Here is a 21,968-nt window from a genome sequence, read left to right as displayed (position 1 = left end):
CTGCTGACGGTAGGCCTTGCTACCCATGTATGAGACGTTCCGCAATCTGAATCGCGTTCAGTGCTGCGCCTTTTCGAAGGTTGTCGGAGACCACCCACAGATTGAGCCCATGTGCAATCGACTCGTCTTCCCGAACGCGGCCGATGTAGACCTCATCCTTCCCCGTGGCGTCGAGCGGCATGGGGTACAGGTTCTTGACCGGATCGTCGTACACAATCACACCCGGCATGGCTGCCAGTGCAGCACGTGCGTCATTTGCCTTTAGCGGACGCTCCAATTCCACATTGATCGCTTCGGAGTGACACCGAAGGACGGGCACTCGCACCGTCGTCGCGGTGACCCGGAGGGTGGGCGTGCCGAGAATCTTCCTCGTCTCTTTCGCGATTTTCACTTCCTCCGAACAGTCGCCTCCTTCGCCAAACGATCCGATGTGCGGCAAGAGATTAAATGCAATCTGGTAGGGATAGACCTTCGCCGTCACGCCCCTGAACGCCAGCAAGTCTTTCGTCTGATCCATCAGTTCATCCATCGCCGCTGCACCGGTTCCTGAAACGGACTGAAACGTCGTGACCACCACGCGTTTCACTCCGACCGCGTCGTGAAGCGGTTTGAGCGCCATGACCAACGGAGTGGTTGTACAGTTGGGAATGGAGACGATGCCACGAGGCATGTCATGCAACGCGGAGGCATTCACCTCCGGGACCACTAAAGGTACCCCATCATCCATGCGGAATACGGCGCTGTCGTCGATCACGGCAATGCCGGACGCTCCCAAACGTTGGCCATATTCTCGACTGATGGCATCGGTCGCGGAGATAAACGCAATATCCACGCCCTCAAAGGACGAAGAGTCGGTCAATTCTTCGACCTTCCACTCCTTGTCTTGACAGGTCATGACCTCGCCGGCTGATCGCTTCGATGCGAAGAGCCTCAGGCTCATGAGTGGAAATTTGCGTTCCTCTAAGATGTCGAGCGTTTCCTTTCCGACCGCCCCGGTCGCACCAAGGATCGCCACCGTATACCCAGGTTTATTCTTGATCATGACGTTCCTCATTCCAAGGCCAGCACGCGAATACGATGATTAAATGTGTCGGCCACCAACACTGATCCATCGCGATCGACGGCGATGCCAAAGGGGTAGCAGAGTCCGGCTTCTCGTGCAGCCCCGTGATCACCCGAATACGATGAACTCCCGTTCCCGGCCATACCGAAAGCCGTTCCAGAATCCCAGTCCCATTGCCGAACAAGGTGATTATCTGAATCGGTCAAGAACAGATCTCCGTGATGACCAATCGCGATCCCCGTTGGGCGGGCAAGGCTCGGCGACGGTGGATCGAACGGAGACTCGTACCGGTAAGATGCCCCGTCCCCTGCCACTGTGGAAATCTGCCCGGACGAGAGGTGAAGGCACCGGATTCGTCCGTTGAAGGTATCAGCGATATACAGCCGGTCATTTGCGAGAGCCAATCCACTCGGCCCGGCAAGGGCTGCATTGACCGCCGGCTTTCCATCTCCATCATATATCGCAGCTCCCGTCCCAGCGATGGTTTGAATCAGACCGGTGTTAAGGTCTACCACTCGTATACGATGGTTGCTTTGATCGGCAATGTAGAGCCGGTGTGACTCATCGAGAATCAGAGCGGCCGGTTCGTTGAGCGTCGCCTCATGTGCTGCCTCCCCATCACCGGAGAACCCTGCCCGGCCGGTCCCGGCCAACGTTGAGATGACGCCGGTCGCCACCTCGACCATCCTGACCCTATGATTCATCGTATCGGCAATATAGACATTTCCTTCTCGATCCACGCACACCGCAGTCGGGAAATTCAGGCATGCGTGGACTGCCAATCCCCCATCCCCTGCGTATCGCGTGATGGCGGATGTCCGATTCGTCCAATATCTAACCGTTCCACTCACATCCGTATGTTGCGTATAGGCTGAGTGACCATTGGCCGCAGAATCGTGATCGGCAAACGGATCCTCTTCAGCCCTCACGGTTGAGCCGTCCGACCGACCGATGATCTCCTTATCGTCCTGAACCCACCGACCTGCGATTGTAGAAATCACACCGGTCGTTCGATCAATTTTGCGAATCACGTGATTTTCTGAATCCGCCACGTACACATGGCCATGGCGATCGAGGCTGACCCCCTTCGGTTCGTTCAGAGATGCCAGCACCGCAGGTCCGCCATCTCCCGAATAGCCGGACACCCCGTTCCCCGCCAATGTATCGATGGTCCATGTGGAAAGAATGGCTGTCATGACTCAGCACCAGTCACTCATCGAGGTTTTTGACGATCGCCTCGCCCATCTCGACTGTTCCGACGATCTGCGCCCCTGGACTTTGGATGTCCTTCGTGCGATAGCCGAGGTCGAGCGTTTTCACGATGGCTTGCTGGATGGCTTCGGCTTCTTTCTCAAGCTGAAAGGCGTACGACAGCATCATGGCAGCCGATGCGATCGTCGCGATGGGATTGGCGATGTTTCTCCCCGCAATGTCCGGGGCACTTCCGTGAATCGGCTCAAACAGCCCTACCTTCGCCCCGAGGCTGGCAGAGGGAAGCATCCCGATCGAACCAGTGAGCATGGCGGCTTCATCGCTGAGAATGTCGCCGAACATGTTGTTGCATAGGAGGACGTCGAATTGCCGTGGATTCCTGACCAGCTGCATGGCAGCGTTATCGACATAGATATGCCCCAATTCAACGTCCGGATAAGACGCATGGACCTCAATGACGACCTTGCGCCACAGCTCGGAGGATTCCAATACATTAGCCTTGTCCACCGACGTCACTTTTTTGCCTCGTTTCCTCGCCGCTTCGAACGCGACCTTGGCAATCCGACGGACTTCTTCCGTGGTATAGACTTCTGTATTGACCCCCCGCTCCTGACCATTCGGTAGTTTTTCGATGCCTTTAGGCTTGCCGAAATAGATACCCCCGGTGAGTTCTCGAATGACGAGAATATCGATCCCTTCGACCACCTCGCGCTTTAAACTGGAGGCATCCACGAGGTTCGAGTACACCTTCGCCGGCCTCAGATTGGCATAGAGCCCTAAGGCTTCACGGATTCCCAGGAGCGCTCGTTCCGGCCTGAGGCTGTAGTCCAAGCTTTCCCACCGCGGGCCTCCTACCGCTCCCAGTAAGACGGCGTCGCTTTGTTTGGCAAGCGTCAGGGTATCATTCGGCAACGGCACACCAAACTTATCGATCGCCTGCCCTCCAATATCGGCGGTCACAAATTCGAACGCATGGCCGTATTGCTCGGCGATTACTTTGAGGACTTTCACGGCTTCCGGAACGATTTCACGCCCGACTCCATCCCCAGCAAGCACTGCGATCTTGGCCTTCACTGCGTCTCCTTTCGATCGTTCACGATTCCCATGCGCTATTCTAATACTGTTTCGTCTTCTTCTCGCCAAGCGGGATCCACCAGACACAAGAACTCAATATCGACTGCTCCCGTATTTTCAAGAAACTGTTCACCTCCAGGCTGAACATAGACCGTGGTTCCCGCTTCGATTGGCGTAACCTGGCCATTGATCGTGAATCGCCCTTGGCCGGAGATAAAATAGTAGACTTCGGAAGAGGTCAAACGATGCCGTTTGGAGCGCGCTCCTGGGCTCAGCCTTCCGTGGGCCAGGCTATACCCCAGTTCAAGCGGGTCCTTCGCAGGATGCAGAATCTCCCGTAACCGAGTATGGTCACCAGCTAGAAACTCCGGCCGGTCCCCCAGCGCAACCTTCCACACGGCCCAGGCTCCTTCCAAGGATGCTCTTCTGCCCCCGAATTGAAAACTCTACCGTGCGTATCCTCGTCAAATCAAGTTCACCTTCTGCTCCCCTTGCGCGTGTTTGCCCGCAAGATAGGCGAGCTTATTCAAGGCATTGAGATAGGCTCGCGCTGAGGCGGTGATGATATCCGTATCGGCCCCGTGCCCGGTGACGGTTCGACCATCTTCTTGAACCCGTACCGAGACTTCCCCCTGTGCATCAGTACCCCCTGTGATGCCCTTCACCACATACATCAGCAATTGACTTTTGGTCTGCGTGATCTCTGCAATCGTGCGGTAGACCGCATCCACTGGGCCGTCGCCAGTGCCGGTTTGAGCCATGGCTTTACCGTCAACCTCCAGTTCGACGGTAGCGGTGGGAACCTGGCTGGTGCCGCTCGATACGCGCAACGCCGTCAAGGTGATGCGATCGGCCATCTTCGACAACTCTTCGGAGACGATGACCTCGAGGTCTTCCTCGAAAATTTCTTTTTTTTGATCGGCCAGCTTCTTGAACCGTTCAAACGCGTGATTGACCTCTTCCTCGTTGAGCTTATATCCCAACTCTTCCAACCGTTGACGAAATGCGTGCCGACCGGAGAGTTTTCCCATCACCATCTGACTCTCGACCAAACCGATGGATTCCGGTCGCATGATCTCATAGGTGGTCTTGTCTTTGAGTAAGCCGTCTTGATGAATGCCGGAGGTATGGGCAAACGCATTGGCCCCCACGATGGCCTTGTTCGGTTGTACGACCATCCCCGTGATCTTGCTCACTAAGCGACTGGTTTTTGCGATCTCGTCCGTCTTGATACCCGTATCTGCCTGATAGAAGTCCGTCCTGGTGCGTAGACCCATCACAATTTCTTCCAACGACGTATTCCCGGCCCGTTCGCCAATGCCATTGATCGTACACTCCACCTGTCCAGCCCCGTTGATGATGGCCGCCAGGCTGTTTGCGACAGCGACGCCGAGATCATTGTGGCAATGGACAGAAATGACGGCCTGCTTAGAATTCGGAACCCGATCGCAAATTCCCTTGATCAGCGCACCAAATTCCTGAGGCACGGCATATCCCACCGTGTCGGGAATATTGATGGTTCCCGCTCCTGCCGCAATGACTGCCTCAATGACTTCGCAGAGATACGCTGGATCTGACCGGCTGGCATCCATCGGGGAAAACTCGACGTCGTCGACGTAGCCGCGAGCCCGCTGGACCATGTCCACAGCACGCCGCTTCGCCTGTTCCCGGGTCATCCGAAACTGGTGTTTGAGATGAATATCGGACGTCGACAGGAACGTGTGGATACGCACCTTCGGAGCGCCTTGTAACGCCTCCCAGGCTCGATCAATATCTTCAGGACGCGCGCGGGCAAGGCTGCAGATCGTCGGCCCTTCCACTTCCTGAGCAATCCGTCGAACCGCCTCAAAATCCCCTGGTGAACTGTACGCGAACCCTGCCTCGATGATATCGACACCAAGCCTCGCCAGCTGTTTGGCCACCATGACCTTCTCTTCCACGTTCATGCTGGCGCCCGGCGATTGTTCACCATCTCGCAATGTCGTATCGAAAATTCTGATCAGGCGTGTCATGGTGTTACCTCTTCTCCTAACGAAGATTGCTGAAAATAGAAAAGCCTTCATCCCGTTATACCCAGGGACGAAGGCTCGACACGCACTTCGTGGTACCACCCTGATTTAGCCTGAACACCGACTCGGTTGCGCAGGCCCTTCGTTAGGCCCCTTACGAGGGCAAGACGGAATCTCTTACTTCATAGGTTCAGAGATTCGGCTCGGAGGCGAGTTCGACGAAATCCAGGCTGGTTCGCACCACCCACCAGCTCTCTAAAAGGTACGGCATACCCTCTTCTAGATTATTCGCCTACTACTCCTCGTCTTCGCCAGTCGATACGTTGCGAATCCTCCCAATATCCGTGGTCACAGTCGTGTTTCAATCGGTGATGGGTCGACTTTCCCAACACCTTTTTTCCCAGCAGACGGAGCTACCAACCAATACAACTTTTCGACCGGACCCATCAATGCATACCCAGCAAAAACCACAAATAGCATGACGGCTGGTAGGGCTGCCACCATCATCAACGCGAGAATCCCCCACACGAGGTAGGTAATGTGCCGGTGGCCCTTAAACTTCAAGTCTTTGAAGCTACGATACTTGATCGTACTGACCATCAAGAACGCCAGTATCAAGGTCATGATCAAGACCACGATCGGTTTGGGTTCCGATCCCATCTTGAGGATGTAATGATCAAACACTACCAGAGAAGCCACCACCCCGGCGGCGGCTGGGATGGCCAACCCGGTAAAATATTTCCCATCTGATACCGCGACCGTAGAGTTGAATCGCGCCAGCCGCACGGCCCCCATCGCGACGTAAGCAAACATCACCGCGACACCGAACGTCCCCTGTCCACTCAAGGCCCAGGAGTAGATCAACAGACCCGGCGCAACACCGAACGATACGACATCGGACAACGAGTCGTATTCCAGACCGAATTGGCTCGTACTATTGGTCAAGCGTGCCGACTTTCCGTCAAGCACATCAAAAATCATCGCGACGAGAATCGCAATGGCCGCTTCCAGGTAGTTGGCGTTGAAGACGGAAAGGATGGCATATACTCCGCAAAACAGGTTGCCGGTTGTAAACAGATTCGGGATGAGGTGCATGGCGGCTTTTCGCCGCTTGCCTTCTTTCCCGAACGAATTCTTAAATCCTGCCGTTTTCATGGCAATTCCCCTACGATTGTTTCCCCACCTTTGACTTGGTCCCCGATCGCGACCCGAACCGTGGTACCGATGGGCAGGAAGGTATCCATTCTAGATCCAAAACGGATCAACCCGAACCGTTCACCTCGAATGGCCTGATCCCGTGGTGAAACCCAAGACACGATGCGCCGGGCAATGAGTCCTGCTACTTGGACGCACAGCACCTTGATGCCTTCCTTCGTCTTAATCATCACCGCGTTCTGTTCATTTCTCAACGTGGCTTCCGGCTTACTGGCCACCATGAACAAACCTGGTTGATACTGCACATCCTCGATGACCCCATCGCAAGGCATCCGATTAATATGGACGTTGAACACATTCAAAAAGATCGTCACTCTTAGGGAACGTTCCTTTAAATATCTCGGTTCAAACTCTTCCTCAATCGCAATCACTTTCCCATCGCCGGGAGCGACGACCAGCTTGGGGCCTTGCGGTACCACCCGGGCTGGATTCCTAAAGAACCAGGCCGAGAAGAGTGTCGCCACGCCTCCGAGAAACGCGAAGACCGGCCAACCCAACCATCCAGCCAGCAGTGTAACGCCAGCCGGCGCTGCGATGAAGGGAATTCCTTCTTTAGCGAATGGAATACCGACGGCACGATCTGCCACAGCAGGACCTCAGTTCTTAGTCTTGTCGACGAGCTGATCCTTTTTCAGCCACGGCATCATCGCACGAAGCTTCGATCCGACCGCCTCGATCGGGTGCGCTTCACCCTTGGCGAGCAGCGCATTGTACACCGGGCGGTTGGCCTGATTTTCAAGGACCCACTCTTTGGCGAACCGCCCTGTCTGGATCTCATCGAGAATCTTCTTCATTTCCTGCTTGGTCTGTTCCGTGACAACGCGCGGGCCTCGAGTCACATCGCCGTACTTCGCGGTCGTGCTGATCGAGTAGCGCATGTTGGCAATTCCACCCTGGTAGATGAGATCGACGATGAGTTTGACCTCATGCAAACATTCAAAGTAGGCCATCTCCGGTGAGTACCCGGCTTCAACCAATGTCTCGTACCCGGCTTGGATCAACGACGTGAGTCCTCCGCAGAGCACAGCTTGCTCTCCGAAGAGATCAGTCTCAGTCTCTTCACGAAAATTCGTTTCAATGACGCCCGCGCGTCCGCCACCGATGGCACTGGCATAGGCTAATCCGACCTGCTTCGTCGTACCACTGGGATCCTGGTGGATCGCCAACAAACAGGGCACGCCGCTGCCCTTCGTATACTCGGAACGGACCAGGTGCCCTGGCCCTTTGGGCGCCACCATGAACACATTAATGGAAGCCGGAGGCACAATCTGCCCGAAGTGAATATTGAACCCATGCCCGAATGCCAGATAGGATCCAGGCTTCAGATTGGGTGCAACATCCTGCCGATAGATAGCGGCTTGCGCTTCATCCGGCGCGAGAATCATCACGACATCGGAGGCCTTTACTGCATCAGCAACCGGCATCACTTTCAGCCCGCTCTGCTCCGCTTTTTTCCAGGAGGCTCCTTCCCGCAGCCCGATGACGACGGTCACACCGCTTTCTTTCATGTTCAGGGCATGCGCATGCCCCTGACTTCCGTAACCGATCACGGCTACCTTCTTGCTTCGAATCAGCTGGAGATCGGCGTCTTTATCGTAGTAGATTTTCATGGAACACCCTTTCCCTCATCGTATTCAGCATATAACAAACCGCCAATTTGCTCGTAAGGCGCTACTCGCGAACCACCTTCTTCGTTTGGGTCGCAGCGGAACGAACTGGTTCACGAGCGACGGCGACTCGGCCGGTTCGAACCAAATCCTTAATCCCAAGGGGTTGCAGCAGGTTGATGATCGCTTCAATCTTTTTGGGATCGCCGGAGACTTCGATCGTGTAGGTCGTCGGCGTTGAATCGATGACATTTGCCCGAAAGATGTCGACGATCCTGAGCGCTTCAGCGCGATCCTGATCCTTCGTATGGACCTTGATGATGGTGGTTTCTCGGGAGACAAATTCTGTTTCGTTTAGGTCCACCACTTTAATCACGTCGATAAGCTTGTTCAGCTGCTTCACAATCTGCTCAATGATCCGCTCGTCACCCGACGTGACGATCGTCATCTGAGACATTGAGGGATCGAGCGTCGGCGCGACCGACAAACTCTCGATGTTGAACCCTCGCCCACTGAACAACCCGGCTACTCGCGACAGAACCCCGAATTTATTTTCAACCGTCACCGAAATGATGTGTTCCATGTTTCTTAGTTCCGAACTCTGCGTACTTATATCTCTTGGCACTTCCCCTTACGCCGTGAGCACCGTATCTTTATCTTCCGGTGTCACCTTCGTCGAGCCGGATTGTTTCTTCTTCAACTCCGGCGAATCCTCTAAAATCATCTCATGATTGCACCCACCTGCAGGGATCATTGGATAACAATTTTCAAAGGGATAGGTCGGAACATCCACGATCACCGGTTTGTCCGTCGCTAACGCCTCCTTCAACACTGCATCGAGATCCCCAACCTTCTTGACCCGCAGACCAACCGCGCCATAGGCCTCCGCGAGCTTGACGAAATCCGGCGTCGTATCGAGATAACTCGACGCATAGCGTCCTTCGTAGAAAAGATCCTGCCATTGCCGGACCATGCCGTGGAATCCGTTATTCAGGATGATGATCTTCACCGGCAACTTGCTGACTACCGCCGTCGCCATTTCCTGCATGTTCATCTGGATACTGCCGTCTCCGGCGATGCAGAGCACCAACCGATCCCGGAACGCAGCCTGTGCACCCATGGCAGCTGGGAACCCAAAACCCATGGTCCCAAGCCCCCCGGATGTCAGCCATCGATTCGGCTTGGCCAATTTAAAATACTGTGCAGCCCACATTTGATGTTGACCCACATCCGTCGAGACAATCGGATCCCGATCCTTGGTCAGCTCGTATAACCGCTTGACCACCTGCTGTGGCTTGATCGGTCCGTCTTTCTCTTGGTGATAGGTCAGCGGATGCGCTTGTTGCCACTCTCGGACTTGATCCCACCAGGGCTTGCGAAGCTCTTTCTGTTCACCGTTGACCGTGGCGCGCAAGATTTGATTCAACTCGCGGAGTACGTTCTTACAGTCGCCCACGATCGGAATGTCGACATGGATGTTCTTCCGAATGGAGGTCGGGTCGATATCAACATGAATCACTTTGGCGTAAGGACAAAACTCCGACGGCTTCCCCGTCACCCGGTCATCAAACCGTGCGCCGATCGCGATCACCAGATCGGAATAGTGCATAGCCATATTGGCTTCATAGGTCCCATGCATTCCTAGCATCCCCATGGAGAGCGGGTGTTCTCCCGGAAACGCTCCGAGGCCCATCAGCGTCATGTCGACCGGAATCTGCGTCATCTCGGCCAATTCCAGCAGTTCTTGTGAAGCCCCTGAGAACACGACCCCGCCGCCGACGTAGAGAATTGGTTTCTTGGCCTTCATAATGGCTTCGGCTGCCTGCTTGATCTGCCACTTATTCCCTTCGTAAGTCGGATTGTAGCCACGAATCGACACGGAATTCGGATAGGTGAATTCCGCCTTATCCATCGAGACATCTTTGGGAATATCGACCAGAACCGGTCCAGGGCGACCGGTCGTCGCAATGTAAAACGCTTCCTTGATCGTACTCGCCAAATCGTTTACGTCTTTGACAAGAAAATTGTACTTCGTACAGGGACGACTCAACCCAATGTTATCTGCTTCCTGAAATGCATCGTTTCCAATTAAGCTGGTCGGCACTTGTCCGCTGAAACAGACGACCGGGACGGAATCCATATAAGCATCGGCCAATGCCGTAATGACATTGGTCATGCCGGGACCGGAGGTGACCAGACAGACTCCGGCTTTCCCGGTGGCTTTGGCGTACCCCTCTGCCATATGGCCCGCACCCTGCTCATGACGCGTCAAAATGACTTCCACGTCCTTCTGTTGATGGAGCGTATCGAAAATCTTCAAGACGACTCCGCCTGGCAGCGCAAAGACGGTTTTCACTCCCTCACGCTTCAGGCATTCGATGAAGATTTCAGCACCGGTGAGTTTCATGACAACCCTCCCTCTCACTGCTTGATCGGATCTGCTCGTCTCAGTGGGACTTCGAAAGACAGGCCCGGCTGAGGCTGCATCATCATGCAGAAATGTTTGTGAAATCAAGGGGAAAGATACAAGATCCTAGCATCCTCACTCGGAGCCCGTCAACACGTCGACGAGCGAAGCCCTGAGGGGAATAATCCAGAAGCCGCTCAGAAAAGCATGGTTACCCGAGAGAGCGTGGAGGGAAGACCTATAAGCCGGATTCTGTCCTGCAAAGAAGTTTCCCTCTTTGCGTGGATGATCATTTCTCTGGGATTCGAGTTACCTCGAACCTCAAGCGACCTACCCGAAGACCTCGACCGGGCCAGTCGGTGTACCGCACCCCTTGAAGAGCACGGCACATGTCTTCCTATTTGGCCTTGCACCGGGCGACGCTTACCGTGCCGGTGATGTCACCATCCCCGCGGTGGGCTCTTACCCCACCGTTTCACCCTTACCTGAGCCGCAGCGACCAGATGGGATCCCATCGCCTTGGCCATCGGCGGTTTGATTTCTGTGGTGCTGGTGTCGGATTGCTCCGCCTGGGAGTTACCCAGCGCCCTGCCCGTGGAGTCCGGACTTTCCTCTCGATGCACGAGGCACCGAGCGACCATCCAATCTTCCACCCACGCCTACTCAGTATAAAGAATGAGCCAGGTCGGTCACAAGCAGACTCGTAAATTTGTGTTACGAGGATCAATGATCGAGAGCCTTCAGTTGCCTCCGACATCCGGCAACGGCTTGGCCGGCATCTGAGTCCTCTTCTGATAAATCGCCATCGCCTCCTGCATCCACTCCTTCAATTGCTCGATCCGGGTTTCGTGGCTCGGATGGGTTGAGAAGAATTCTCCGGATCCTCCACCACCGCCGGATGCCTGCCCCATCCGTTCCCAGAGCGCGACAGATTCGCGGGGGTCATATCCTGCATCAGCTGCGAGGAGAATCCCGACATAGTCGGCTTCCGACTCATGTTTTCGGCTGAATGGCAGCAGTACCCCAACCTGCGCCCCCGCACCCAGGGCAGCCATCGTCGCCTGACCCAGCATCGGATTGCCGCCGCTCATACCAATCGCAGCCCCCGCCACCTGTAACACCGTCTTCGTGAGTTGTCCCTGACTCATCCGCTCCGCCCCATGTCGCGCCAACGCATGCACGACCTCATGTCCCATGACCGCCGCCAACCCGGCCTCAGTTTTGGCCATGGGGAAAATGCCGGTGTAGACCGCCATCTTTCCCCCAGGCAATGCAAAGGCATTGGCCGTCTTATCATCCTTGATCACCGTGACTTCCCACTGAAACTGCTTGGCCATCTCGGCATACTTCGACCGTTTGGCGGCCTCGACGATCCGAGCCGCGACGCGCTTCACCGGTTCAATCTCACGAGGATCTTGCGAGGGTCGCATTTTCGGGTCTGTCTTGACCTGATTGTACGCTTGCGCCCCCATTTGCACTTCTTGACCAACCGACGTCATCAGCAACTGTTTGCGACCGGTATAGGGATTGGTCTCACATCCTACCAAGCTTGCCGATACTGCAAGTAGACAGAGCACCATCGTTGTTTGCGCGAACCGCCACGTATACATCTTCTGTCCTCCCGTTCAAACGCGTCACGATAGATTCAGGTGGATTGACCGCTATGGATCTGATTGGTAGATTACCGCCTCCCTAGGAATAATTTCTAGAGGCTGTCGCAGAACTCCTATGACGACACGACCAGCTCAGAGCATCGAACGTATCGGCATCGACGAATCGGGGAAAGGCGACTATTTTGGTCCACTCGTCGTCGCCGCCGTGTTCGTGGATGCGACCACGCAGAGTGAATTGAGGTTGATAGGGGCACGAGACAGTAAGAAGTTGTCCGACGGGCGGGTGTTGGAAATGGCTCCCGATATCAAGACTATTTGCCCACACAGTATCATTGCCATCGGACCGCAGAAGTACAACGAACTCTATGCCAAGATCAAGAATCTGAACCGTCTTCTCGCCTGGGGACACGCGAAGGCTCTGGAGAATATGCTCGAGCGAGGCGTGACGTGCGAACGGGCTATCTCAGATCAATTCGGGGACGAGAGGTTGATTCTGAATGCATTGCAGGAAAAGGAACGGACGATCGTCCTCGAACAGCGACCCAAAGCAGAATCCGACTTGGCTGTCGCCGCCGCTTCAATCTTGGCCCGTGCTGAATTTTTACTTCGATTGAAACGCCTCTCCAGCGAAGTCGGGACCATGCTGCCAAAAGGTGCATCACCAGCCGTCGAACTTGCGGCGAAGATGATCATCAAGAAACACGGGCAAGAGCGGCTGGGCTCAGTGGCGAAACTGCATTTCAAGACGACTAAAGCTGTGCTGGCTGGGCTGACGTAAATGTTTCATTGGCACTCGTCGCTCTTATCATGAGGACAAACCATAGGGCCTTATGTGTCCATGAGGCCACAGATTGGCGTTCTCCTTTAACGCTTGATGAAGGACGATTGAACTATAGGCGATTGTGGGCAGAAACCAAGAAAAGATGTCGTGACGGAGATTGTGCAGCTTAGATCAAAGCATCGTACATACTAGACCGATTCACCCACTTCCATATCGGCTTTCTTGGCTTCGCTGAGAGGGTGCGACGTTTCTGTTGGCGGCTCTCCTTCCCAATAGAGCATTCGCCGGCAATAGGGACAGACATGCAGATCATCGGAGCGCTTGACCTGTGCAATAAGCTGTGGCGGGATTTGGAGGCGACACCCGGCGCAGATACCGTCGCGTACTGCAGCAAGAGGCTGATCCTTCCGCGACGCTTTCACCTGGTTGTACCGATCGAGTAGCCGCTTCTCAATCTTCAGAGACGCGTCCTGGTATTGGGTTTCGAGTTGTGCTAGTTCGGTCGCCAGGTCCTTATCCTGGGCGTCTAATCCTTGCTTCTCCTGCGTAAAGGCTTTCTCTAAGGCATCCTTCTTGTCTTGGAGCTCTCTCGTGGCCTTCTGAAGCTGGTCGACTTTGTCCATCGCAACCAGAATCTTTTCTTCGAAGTCTCCTCGCTTCTTGTTCGCCAACTCCAGTTCGAACAAGTGCGCTTGATATTCCTTGTTGGTCTTGAGATTGGCTGCATGAGATTTCATTTTTTCCGTATGAGCCTCATGCGCCTCGAGTTCTTTTTCGTGCGCACGCCGCTCTTTGACGGCGCTGTCGACGGTAGCCTTCGTGTCGTGTAAGCGTTGGATCGCGTCGCGAAGCGGCGATTCAGCGGCATGGAGCTGCTCGGGAATTCTTCGGCGAGTTTCGTTGATCTCCATGATGCGGAGATCGAGTTTTTGCAACTCAATCAGAGGGGAAAGTTTCTGATTCACCGTACCCTTTCCATCAATGCCGGTGCATTGAAGAGGAAAAAACCAGCCCGGTTGGTGGGCCCACTAGGACTTGAACCTAGGACCAGCTGATTATGAGTCAGCCGCTCTAACCACCTGAGCTATGGGCCCGATCGGAAGGGGCGAGCTCAAGCTGACGACCTGATAAGCGCCACACACCTGACGGCGGCCATCCGCCTTAGCCGTCCCGGTCGTCTCTCTAAGATTTTCGATTCTAGGCCGACCCTTCGAGTGGAGTCAAATCACGGCGCTCGACCGAGAACACTTATAAACTCTCGACAAAACTCCGAAGCTTCTTGCTGCGGCTTGGATGCCGCAGTTTTCTGAGCGCTTTGGCTTCGATCTGCCTGATACGCTCACGCGTCACTTCGAAGTCTTGCCCCACTTCTTCCAGCGTATGATCCGTCGCTTCCCCGATGCCAAATCGCTTTCGCAAAACTTTCTCCTCACGCGGCGTCAGTGTTTCTAACGCGCTGTTGATCTGACGTTGCAAGTCGTACCGAATCGCTGCCTCCAACGGAGACACCGCCTTCTTATCTTCGATGAAATCTCCCAAGTGACTGTCTTCTTCTTCGCCGATCGGGGTCTCCAGGGAGATCGGCTCACGGGCGATCTTCAAGATCTTTCGGACTTTGTCCAGCGGCAGGTCCATGCGCTCGGCGATCTCCTCCGGAAGCGGTTCTCGCCCAAGCTTCTGCACCAGATGCCTCGACGTCCGAATGAGCTTATTGATGGTCTCAATCATATGCACCGGAATGCGAATGGTGCGCGCCTGATCCGCAATGGCCCGAGTGATCGCCTGCCTAATCCACCACGTGGCGTACGTACTGAATTTGTACCCGCGCCTGTACTCGAATTTGTCTACCGCCTTCATTAGACCGATGTTGCCTTCCTGAATCAGATCGAGGAACTGAAGGCCTCGGTTTGTATATTTCTTGGCAATGCTGACCACGAGCCGCAAATTCGCTTCGACCAATTCCGCCTTCCCGCGTTTCACCTTTTCTTCGGCAATATCGAGATGTTTGACCGCATCCTTGATTTCTTCTGCCGGAGCGAGGGCCTCTTCCGCTTCAAGCTGGCGCACCTTCGCCTTGGCGGCTTGATAGACTCTGCGAATCTCGGTCAAGGCTTCTTCGGAGGCTCCGGTCTTCCGTTTGACCGCTAAAAAGTCCTGGCGGCTCCGGCACATCCGCCTCAGCAGCTCGGCCCCAGCCTCTCCAGCTACGCCGATGCGCCGTTGGCAGCTCACCGCTTCCCGCTCAGCCGCTCTGATCTGGAGAGCCAATTCGCGGACACGCTGCACCATGCGGTCTTTCAACACCCCGTGGAGATTTACGGATTCAATCTTGCTCACCACTTGCTGACGGATGGCATCGAACTGTTTTTTGAACTTCTTCTGTTTAACCGGATCACTGCCAAGATTTCGCCCCTTGTCGGCAAACCCTTTGAGTGCCAGTGAAACCTTCCGGACGGAATTGAGCGCATCTAGCGTCTTGACCCGCAGTTCTTCATAATCTCGTTCAACTGGTTGCTGATCCTCTTCGAAACCCTCCTCGGTCTCTTGGATCGGCACGATTTCACGGACATCAATCTTACCGTTCTTGAGTTGATCCCGGAGCGCTAAGACGAATTCAATGGTCATCGGCATGCCGTAGATCACCGACGCAATATCGTTCTTGCCTTCCTCAATCCTCTTGGCGATTTCAATCTCGCCTTCGCGGCTGAGAAGCGCCACGCTCCCCATTTCCTTGAGGTACAACCGCACTGGGTCGTCCGTGCGGCTGAGGGCGCCGGGTGTCAGATCGATTGCCTTCTCGTTGTCATCCTCGGAATCTGACTCGACTTCTTCCGCATCTTCGCCGACCTCGCCATCCGATCGTTTTTGTACCCGTTCCCCTTCGGCGGTCTCAACGATTTCGATATCCATCTCCCCGAACATGGCCATAATGCTGCCGAACTGGTCCGAGGACACGACTTCTGCGGGCAAGGTGTTGTTCAGCTCGTCGTAGGTGAGAAAGCCTTTTTCCTTCCCGATTGAAATCAGCTTCTTGACCTCACCGAGCAATTCTTGTTTCGGCATGACTACTCCTTCACCAGTGAAACAATGGCGGCGGTCGGCATCCCGGCTTTCCGCATCCGTATTGCATTGATCTGCATATTGAGCACACCTACTTCGTCCGCGCGACCCTCTCGTTCAGCGGCTTTCATTCTCGCAATAAGCTCCCGCATTGTCTGGTCCGATCGCTTGCGATCCAGACGATCCAGGCAGGCCTTCGCGTGCGCCGATTCGTCGTCGAAATGATCATCGCGGAGTGATAAGTCCGTCGCGAGGGCCCTACACTCTGGATCGTCCATCGACCGATCCAGTAGCGGCTGGACCCGAATGCGACCGTCTCGATCCACCTGATCCATGGCCAATTCGACGAGCCTGCGACATCCTCCGACTGAAAATTGGTCCGGCTTGAGGCGTCGCACATCTGCCGCCGAAAGCATGCCCCTCAACAGAAGAACGGCGAGGTCTCGTTCCTCGGGTGCTCCCTTGAACAGGGTTTCCATTGGAGTCGTACCCGCAACCGCTTGTCGTGGCCTTCCCGAATTCCCCCTGTGCTGCTGGGACAGGATGGGGTACCGTTCGATCAGACGAGCTTGACTAATTCCGAGCCGCTCGGCCACAACCTTTAGACGTTCCTCACGCTCGATCGGATGTTCGCTCTTCTGTAAGATACGCAGAATTTCATCGACGCTGCGGATTCGCCCCTCGATCGTTTCGACCTCCGTCGCTGCAAGGCTCTGCTCTAGGGCGAAGTCCAACAAACTTGGCGCCTGCTCCTCTAAGCGAACGAATCCTTCAGAGCCTTCTTTCCGGACATAGGTATCAGGGTCTTCCCCCACCGGTAATGTGACAACCTTGACCCCCAGGCCACTGTTCACAAACAAATCCAAGCCTCTCAGCGCGGCTCGCACTCCGGCAGGATCGGGATCGAACAGCAACACGACATTTGACGCAAACCGCCGAAGCGTCTGCACATGGTCCGCTGTGAGGGCAGTGCCCAAGGTCGCCACCGTGTGTGCCAACCCTGCCTGATGCAGCGCGATGGCATCGAAATAACCCTCCACGACGATGACCGTCTTTGTCTTGGCAATCGCTTCTCTCGCATGATCGAGCGCAAAGAGTGTGTGGCTCTTTTTAAAGAGCACTGTGTCGGATGAGTTCAGATACTTGGGTGCTTCATCGCCCAGCACACGACCGCCGAACCCGACCACACGTTTTCGTAAATCCGTGATCGTGAACATTACCCGGGCACGGAACCGGTCGTAGAATCCTGACTTGTTGGTTCGCGCTATCACCAAACCGGCTGCTGCAAGATCGCTCTGTGAAAAACCATTCTTAGTGAGCGCCCGTAGCAACCCATCCCATTCAGCTGGTGCCACTCCGATTCCAAAACGGTCGACCATGCGCGATTCGACCTCACGGCGATCGAGGTATTCACGTGCTTGGTGTCCGGTGCGGTCGTCGCGCAAGTTCGTCTGAAACCAAGCGGTTGCCGCCTGATTAATGCGCTCGACCGTCTGTGCCATGACCGACTGGGGGCTGGAGTGGGAAGCTTTCTCTTCGATTTCGATTCCGACCGTTTTCCCAAGATCGCGCACCACTTCCGGAAAGTTGTCCCCGGTCAGACGGGAAAGAAATGTAAATACGTTGCCGCCTGCGCCGCAACCAAAACAGTGAAAAATCTGTTTCGAAGGACTGACGGTAAACGAGGGGGTTTTTTCGTGATGAAAAGGGCACAACCCCTTGAGATTCTGCCCGGCCTTACTTAAAGAGACGTGTTGGCTCACGATGTCGGCAATGTCCACCCGACCCTTGATACGTTCGATCGTGTCGTCTGAAATTAAACCCTGACCCACGAGAGTCTCAGCTCCTAGAGTCTCAACTCGTATTACTCGACGAGTCGGTGCTATGTTGTTGGAAGAGTTGACCGTACAGATTACCAGACGGTATAAAAATCTGTCAACCGACGGACCTTGTCACCCTGGAGGCCAGGCCATGTGTCGCCCACCCATCACATGAAAATGAAGGTGAAAGACGGTTTGTCCTGCATCTCGCCCGGTGTTCGTCACGACCCGATAGCCGGAGCTCTGTAACCCTTTCAAAGCTGCCACCTTCGTGCAGGTTATCAGCAACCTCGCGAGCAACGCCTCATCCTCTAACCCCAAGTCATGAACGGTTCCGACATGTCGTTTAGGGATCACCAGCGTATGGACAGGCGCCTGAGGATTGATATCGTCAAAGGCGACCGTGTACTCGTCTTCCTGAACGAGCTTCGCGGGAATCTTCTTCTCCACGATCTTACAGAAAAGACAATCGCTCATAGTCACCTCATGAAGCGGTTCTCAAGGCGAATCTCTGCGGAATTCATTCAGGATCAGATCAACCAACATCCATAGAATTCATGCCAGCGTCTGCTATTCAGACCTCAAACCAGACTTCCCAAATCGTCTTCCCAATTCTCCATAAATATCTTGTAGCGAAAGGTCGTGATACCCAAGAACCATGAGTGTATGAAAGAACAAATCAGCCACTTCGTAGATGATCTCCTCTTTCTTGCCCCCTTTGGAGGCTAGCAAGACCTCCCCGGCCTCCTCCGCCACTTTCTTCAGAATCTTATCGTGCCCCCCGTCGAACAACTTGGAAGTATAGGAACCAGCCTGGGGAGCGGAACGGCGATCGCGAATCGTACGAAGAACACTTTCAAGAATGCCTCCATGGGCGTCTTCTGAATTCAACGGAACGAGTTGACCCTGTTCATCCAGCCTGGAAAAGAAGCAGGCTCGTGCTCCGGTATGGCAAGTCGGTCCGAGAGGCTGGGCCTTGACGAGGATGGTGTCCCAGTCACAATCAATGAATAGTTGCTTGACCTGAAGCGTATGACCGGAGGTTTCACCCTTTTCCCAGAGTGCATTCCGAGACCGACTCCAAAAATGGACTTTTTTCGTGGCAACGGTCTTGGTCAGCGCTTCTTGGTTCATATACCCAAGCATCAGAACCGTGCCGTCGAGCCAATCTTGAATGACTGCCGGGAGAAGACCTTGGCTATCAAATTTGAGCGTGCTGGTCGTAGCCTGGTTCACCGTGTCACGCAACCCCAGAAAGCACATCCATTCGGACCGGTACACCGCGTTCCCGCAAATACGACTTGGCCTGGGCGATCGTATAGGTCCGAAAGTGGAAAATGGACGCAGCTAGGACCGCATCCGCCTTCCCCTTCATAAAACCATCATAGAGATGCTCCAGGGTTCCGACTCCACCCGACGCGATCACCGGAATCGACAAGGCCCCCGACACAGTTGCGTTGAGATCCAGGTCGTATCCCGTCTGCCGGCCATCTTGGTCCATGCTGGTCAATAAGATCTCCCCGGCGCCGTACTGTTCCATCCGTACAGCCCATTCGATGACCTCGATTCCGGTGGCCGTACGTCCGCCATGCGTGAAGACTTCCCAGCGGCCCGCTGTTGTGCGTTTGGCATCGATCGCCACGACGATACATTGTGTGCCGAATCGTTGTGCGGCCTCCTTGACGAACTCAGGCCGTCGGACAGCGGCTGTATTGATGCTCACTTTATCGGCTCCGGCGTTCAACAGGGCTCGAATATCGTCGAGCGCCCCGACGCCGCCGCCAACGGTCACCGGCATGAAGACTCGGGCAGCCGTCCGCTCGACCACATCAATGATCGTTTTTCGGTTTTCATGCGAGGCGGTGATATCGAGAAAACACAGTTCATCCGCTCCTTCACGATCATACCCTACCGCCGCTTCAACCGGATCACCGGCATCGCGGAGATTGACGAAGCTGACCCCTTTGACCACACGCCCTTCTTTGACATCCAGACAGGGAATGATCCGTTTAGTTAGCATGATGTGCTTGGGTAGAATGAGTCCCTAGAGCGGCCATAGCCGTCGGATAATCCAATTTTCCGTCGTACAACGCTTTCCCGACAATCGCTCCTTCGATCTGAGGGCCGAGCGATTGCACCGCTCGTAAGTCCTCTAGACTGGTAATCCCTCCGGAAGCAATCACCGGAAATGGCGAACAATCCACAATCCCCTTTAGGGCCGACAGGTTCGGCCCACTGAGCATCCCGTCTCGCGCAATGTCGGTGTAAATCACCGCCCCAATGGCACAGCCCGAGAGCTCTTTCAGAAGGTCGATCGCTTTGACCTCCGATACCGATGTCCAGCCTTTGACAGCCACTCGCCCATCCCGCGCATCCAGCCCCAGAAGGATTCGATGGGGAAATTCTCGGCATGCTTCTTCGAGTATCGTCCGGTTCGTGAGGGCGGCAGTGCCAAGCACCACACGCGAGACACCGGCGTTCAGATACTGCCGAACCGTTTCGAGACTCCTGATACCCCCACCAACCTGAATCGAGACGTCGACCGATCTGAGGATGGACTGGATCTGCGACAAATTCTTGGGCTCCCCGTCGACGGCTCCGTTCAGATCCACAACATGGATCAGACTGGCTCCACTCTGTTCCCACTTCCGCGCGACCTCCGTCACATCGTCAGCATAGATCGTTTCGGCAGCCATATCGCCCTGGCGCAGTCTGACACAGCGCCCATCCTTTACATCGATGGCAGGAATGACTCGCACGTTATTGCGCTCCTTTTCCGAACGGAAACTCCTTCAACACTTCCTCAACTCCGTATTCTGCCAGTTCCCCCGCTGTCACAAACGCCCATCGTTGCAAAAACCCAATCAGGTCTTCGGTCATAGGCCGCTGCCGTTCATAATACCTCCCGACCCACAGCACTTGCCCATCGGCCGCTACCACACTGATTTGGAAGCCGACAGAGGCCGGAGGGTCGGCTCCCAGTCGACTCCCGACGCGCTCCCGGTACGCCGAGACAAGCCCCAGCAATGCGGCATCCACATTCAGTCGCTTGGCGGCTTGAGCAGCGGCTTGTTCCGGCGTCTTTCCCAGTCCTTCACTATTTCCCAACGTGCCTCGAGCTGATTCACCAGGAGCTACGACACGAACGCCGTTCCAATCTTGAAGGCGCCCCCAGAACAACTCTGTCACTTTCTCCGCCGCATAGCCTGGGACCGCCAGAGTCTTCTTTGGCAAAGAGTCCGCTTCAGGCGGAACCCCCATAGAGATAGCGGACCGACGGACACTGTCAGGAACGGGAAGAAAGAAGTCATCCTGGTCTGGAGCTTGAGGTGTCGCAATCGATGTAAACGGCAAGAGGGCGATGGAGCGAATTTGGTATCGGGAGAGATCAGGGGCCGACTTTGTCACCACTTTGGCCCCGCTGCAGCCCGTCGCAATGCTGACCGCAGCAACAACGCTGAGCGTCCATACCTTGCACACTCGCATGTGATGCCTTCTCACTTCCATGCTCCGAAATTCTTGATCAATCGCAGCCCGGCGGCCTGGCTCTTCTCCGGATGGAACTGGCAAGCCACCACATTGTCTTTCCAGATACTGGAGGTGAACGATATGCCGTATGTCGTTGTCGTGGCTGTGATCTGCTGGTCATCAGGATCCACAAAAAATGAGTGGACGAAGTACCAATTGGCGCCATCAGCAATACCCTCAAACAACGGACAAGGCTTTTGGATGCTCGCTTGATTCCACCCCATGTGAGGAACCTTTAACGCGTGATCTTTCGAAAAGGCTCGCACCTTTCCCGGGAAAATATCGAGTCCTTCGTGCCTGCCGAATTCTTCACTTTCCGTAAACAGCAGCTGCAACCCGAGACAGATGCCCAGGAACGGCTTGCCTGATTGAATCGCGACCTGGATGGATTCAATCAATCCATACTGCTTCACATTTGCCATGCAGTCCCCGAACGCCCCCACACCCGGCAACACCACATGGCTGGCGTTTCGAATCGATGTGGCATCGCGTGTCACGATCGCCTGGTGTCCCACTGCCTCAAAGGCCTTGGAGACACTGCGCAGGTTGCCCATTCCGTAATCAATGATGGCAATCATA

General features: G+C 55.0%; 21 protein-coding genes, 1 tRNA gene and 1 other RNA gene. 1 reads left to right on the top strand and 22 read right to left on the bottom strand.

The genetic code is table 11. The annotated features are described in order from the left end of the window. Positions 1–19: 19 nt before the first annotated feature. From IPM58_10860 to IPM58_10805, 12 genes are all read right to left on the bottom strand, one after another. A complete protein-coding gene (locus IPM58_10860; protein MBK9307563.1) occupies positions 20–1,042 on the bottom strand; it encodes an aspartate-semialdehyde dehydrogenase in 1,023 nt (340 codons plus the stop codon). 8 nt (positions 1,043–1,050) lie between these two features. Beyond that, complete coding sequence (locus tag IPM58_10855; protein MBK9307562.1) at positions 1,051–2,259, bottom strand: hypothetical protein; 1,209 nt, start codon at positions 2,257–2,259, stop codon at positions 1,051–1,053. Between the two features lie 13 nt (positions 2,260–2,272). After that, a complete protein-coding gene (leuB, locus tag IPM58_10850; protein MBK9307561.1) occupies positions 2,273–3,349 on the bottom strand; it encodes a 3-isopropylmalate dehydrogenase in 1,077 nt (358 codons plus the stop codon). Positions 3,350–3,384: 35 nt separating this feature from the next. After that, the gene (locus tag IPM58_10845; GenBank protein MBK9307560.1) at positions 3,385–3,747 is read right to left on the bottom strand and encodes a cupin domain-containing protein; all 363 of its coding nucleotides are present in this window, start codon (positions 3,745–3,747) and stop codon (positions 3,385–3,387) included. A gap of 66 nt (positions 3,748–3,813) precedes the next feature. Further along, positions 3,814–5,361, bottom strand: coding sequence for a 2-isopropylmalate synthase (locus IPM58_10840; protein ID MBK9307559.1), 1,548 nt, complete (start codon positions 5,359–5,361; stop codon positions 3,814–3,816). A 345-nt stretch (positions 5,362–5,706) separates the two neighbouring features. Beyond that, positions 5,707–6,513 carry a CDP-diacylglycerol--serine O-phosphatidyltransferase gene (gene pssA / locus IPM58_10835; protein ID MBK9307558.1) on the bottom strand — a complete coding sequence of 269 codons (807 nt, stop codon included), beginning with the start codon at positions 6,511–6,513 and terminating at the stop codon, positions 5,707–5,709. Further along, entirely contained in the window at positions 6,510–7,139 is a 630-nt protein-coding gene (locus IPM58_10830) for a phosphatidylserine decarboxylase family protein (protein ID MBK9307557.1), read from the bottom strand. Before IPM58_10830 ends, pssA begins: the two co-directional genes overlap by 4 nt. 30 nt (positions 7,140–7,169) lie before the next feature. Then, the gene (gene ilvC / locus IPM58_10825; protein MBK9307556.1) at positions 7,170–8,183 is read right to left on the bottom strand and encodes a ketol-acid reductoisomerase; all 1,014 of its coding nucleotides are present in this window, start codon (positions 8,181–8,183) and stop codon (positions 7,170–7,172) included. 61 nt (positions 8,184–8,244) lie between these two features. Continuing rightward, positions 8,245–8,763: an acetolactate synthase small subunit gene (gene ilvN / locus IPM58_10820; GenBank protein MBK9307555.1), complete on the bottom strand. Its 519-nt coding sequence runs from the start codon at positions 8,761–8,763 to the stop codon at positions 8,245–8,247. 48 nt (positions 8,764–8,811) lie between these two features. Continuing rightward, positions 8,812–10,587, bottom strand: a complete 1,776-nt coding sequence (ilvB, locus tag IPM58_10815) for a biosynthetic-type acetolactate synthase large subunit (GenBank protein ID MBK9307554.1) — start codon at positions 10,585–10,587, stop codon at positions 8,812–8,814. 225 nt (positions 10,588–10,812) lie between these two features. Further along, an RNA gene (gene rnpB, locus IPM58_10810) (RNase P RNA component class A) lies at positions 10,813–11,240 on the bottom strand. 87 nt (positions 11,241–11,327) lie between these two features. Continuing rightward, complete coding sequence (locus IPM58_10805; protein MBK9307553.1) at positions 11,328–12,197, bottom strand: M48 family metallopeptidase; 870 nt, start codon at positions 12,195–12,197, stop codon at positions 11,328–11,330. A 118-nt stretch (positions 12,198–12,315) separates the two neighbouring features. Here IPM58_10805 and rnhC point away from each other — a divergent pair, with 118 nt between their 5' ends. Continuing rightward, positions 12,316–12,978: a ribonuclease HIII gene (rnhC, locus tag IPM58_10800; GenBank protein ID MBK9307552.1), complete on the top strand. Its 663-nt coding sequence runs from the start codon at positions 12,316–12,318 to the stop codon at positions 12,976–12,978. A gap of 191 nt (positions 12,979–13,169) precedes the next feature. Here rnhC and IPM58_10795 read toward each other — a convergent pair whose 3' ends face one another. From IPM58_10795 to hisH, 10 genes are all read right to left on the bottom strand, one after another. Then, positions 13,170–13,946: a hypothetical protein gene (locus IPM58_10795; protein ID MBK9307551.1), complete on the bottom strand. Its 777-nt coding sequence runs from the start codon at positions 13,944–13,946 to the stop codon at positions 13,170–13,172. Between the two features lie 52 nt (positions 13,947–13,998). Continuing rightward, positions 13,999–14,075: transfer RNA gene (locus IPM58_10790), tRNA-Ile, on the bottom strand. A gap of 154 nt (positions 14,076–14,229) precedes the next feature. Continuing rightward, positions 14,230–16,044, bottom strand: coding sequence for an RNA polymerase sigma factor RpoD (gene rpoD, locus IPM58_10785; GenBank protein MBK9307550.1), 1,815 nt, complete (start codon positions 16,042–16,044; stop codon positions 14,230–14,232). Between the two features lie 2 nt (positions 16,045–16,046). Continuing rightward, a complete protein-coding gene (locus IPM58_10780; GenBank protein MBK9307549.1) occupies positions 16,047–17,873 on the bottom strand; it encodes a DNA primase in 1,827 nt (608 codons plus the stop codon). A gap of 120 nt (positions 17,874–17,993) precedes the next feature. Beyond that, a complete protein-coding gene (locus tag IPM58_10775; protein MBK9307548.1) occupies positions 17,994–18,338 on the bottom strand; it encodes a histidine triad nucleotide-binding protein in 345 nt (114 codons plus the stop codon). Between the two features lie 93 nt (positions 18,339–18,431). After that, positions 18,432–19,124 carry a bifunctional phosphoribosyl-AMP cyclohydrolase/phosphoribosyl-ATP diphosphatase HisIE gene (locus tag IPM58_10770; GenBank protein MBK9307547.1) on the bottom strand — a complete coding sequence of 231 codons (693 nt, stop codon included), beginning with the start codon at positions 19,122–19,124 and terminating at the stop codon, positions 18,432–18,434. Continuing rightward, positions 19,102–19,881: an imidazole glycerol phosphate synthase subunit HisF gene (hisF, locus tag IPM58_10765; GenBank protein ID MBK9307546.1), complete on the bottom strand. Its 780-nt coding sequence runs from the start codon at positions 19,879–19,881 to the stop codon at positions 19,102–19,104. The genes IPM58_10770 and hisF overlap by 23 nt, the downstream gene beginning before the upstream one ends. Continuing rightward, positions 19,871–20,620, bottom strand: a complete 750-nt coding sequence (hisA, locus tag IPM58_10760) for a 1-(5-phosphoribosyl)-5-[(5-phosphoribosylamino)methylideneamino]imidazole-4-carboxamide isomerase (GenBank protein ID MBK9307545.1) — start codon at positions 20,618–20,620, stop codon at positions 19,871–19,873. Before hisA ends, hisF begins: the two co-directional genes overlap by 11 nt. A 1-nt stretch (position 20,621) precedes the next feature. Beyond that, positions 20,622–21,347: a hypothetical protein gene (locus IPM58_10755; protein ID MBK9307544.1), complete on the bottom strand. Its 726-nt coding sequence runs from the start codon at positions 21,345–21,347 to the stop codon at positions 20,622–20,624. Positions 21,348–21,358: 11 nt separating this feature from the next. Beyond that, positions 21,359–21,967, bottom strand: a complete 609-nt coding sequence (hisH, locus tag IPM58_10750; protein ID MBK9307543.1) for an imidazole glycerol phosphate synthase subunit HisH — start codon at positions 21,965–21,967, stop codon at positions 21,359–21,361. Position 21,968: the final 1 nt, after the last annotated feature.

This window comes from Nitrospira sp. (assembly GCA_016715825.1).
In the GTDB taxonomy this organism is placed as follows: domain Bacteria; phylum Nitrospirota; class Nitrospiria; order Nitrospirales; family Nitrospiraceae; genus Nitrospira_D.
Note: the sequence above shows the minus strand (reverse complement) of the source record. Positions and strands in the feature narration are given on the sequence as shown.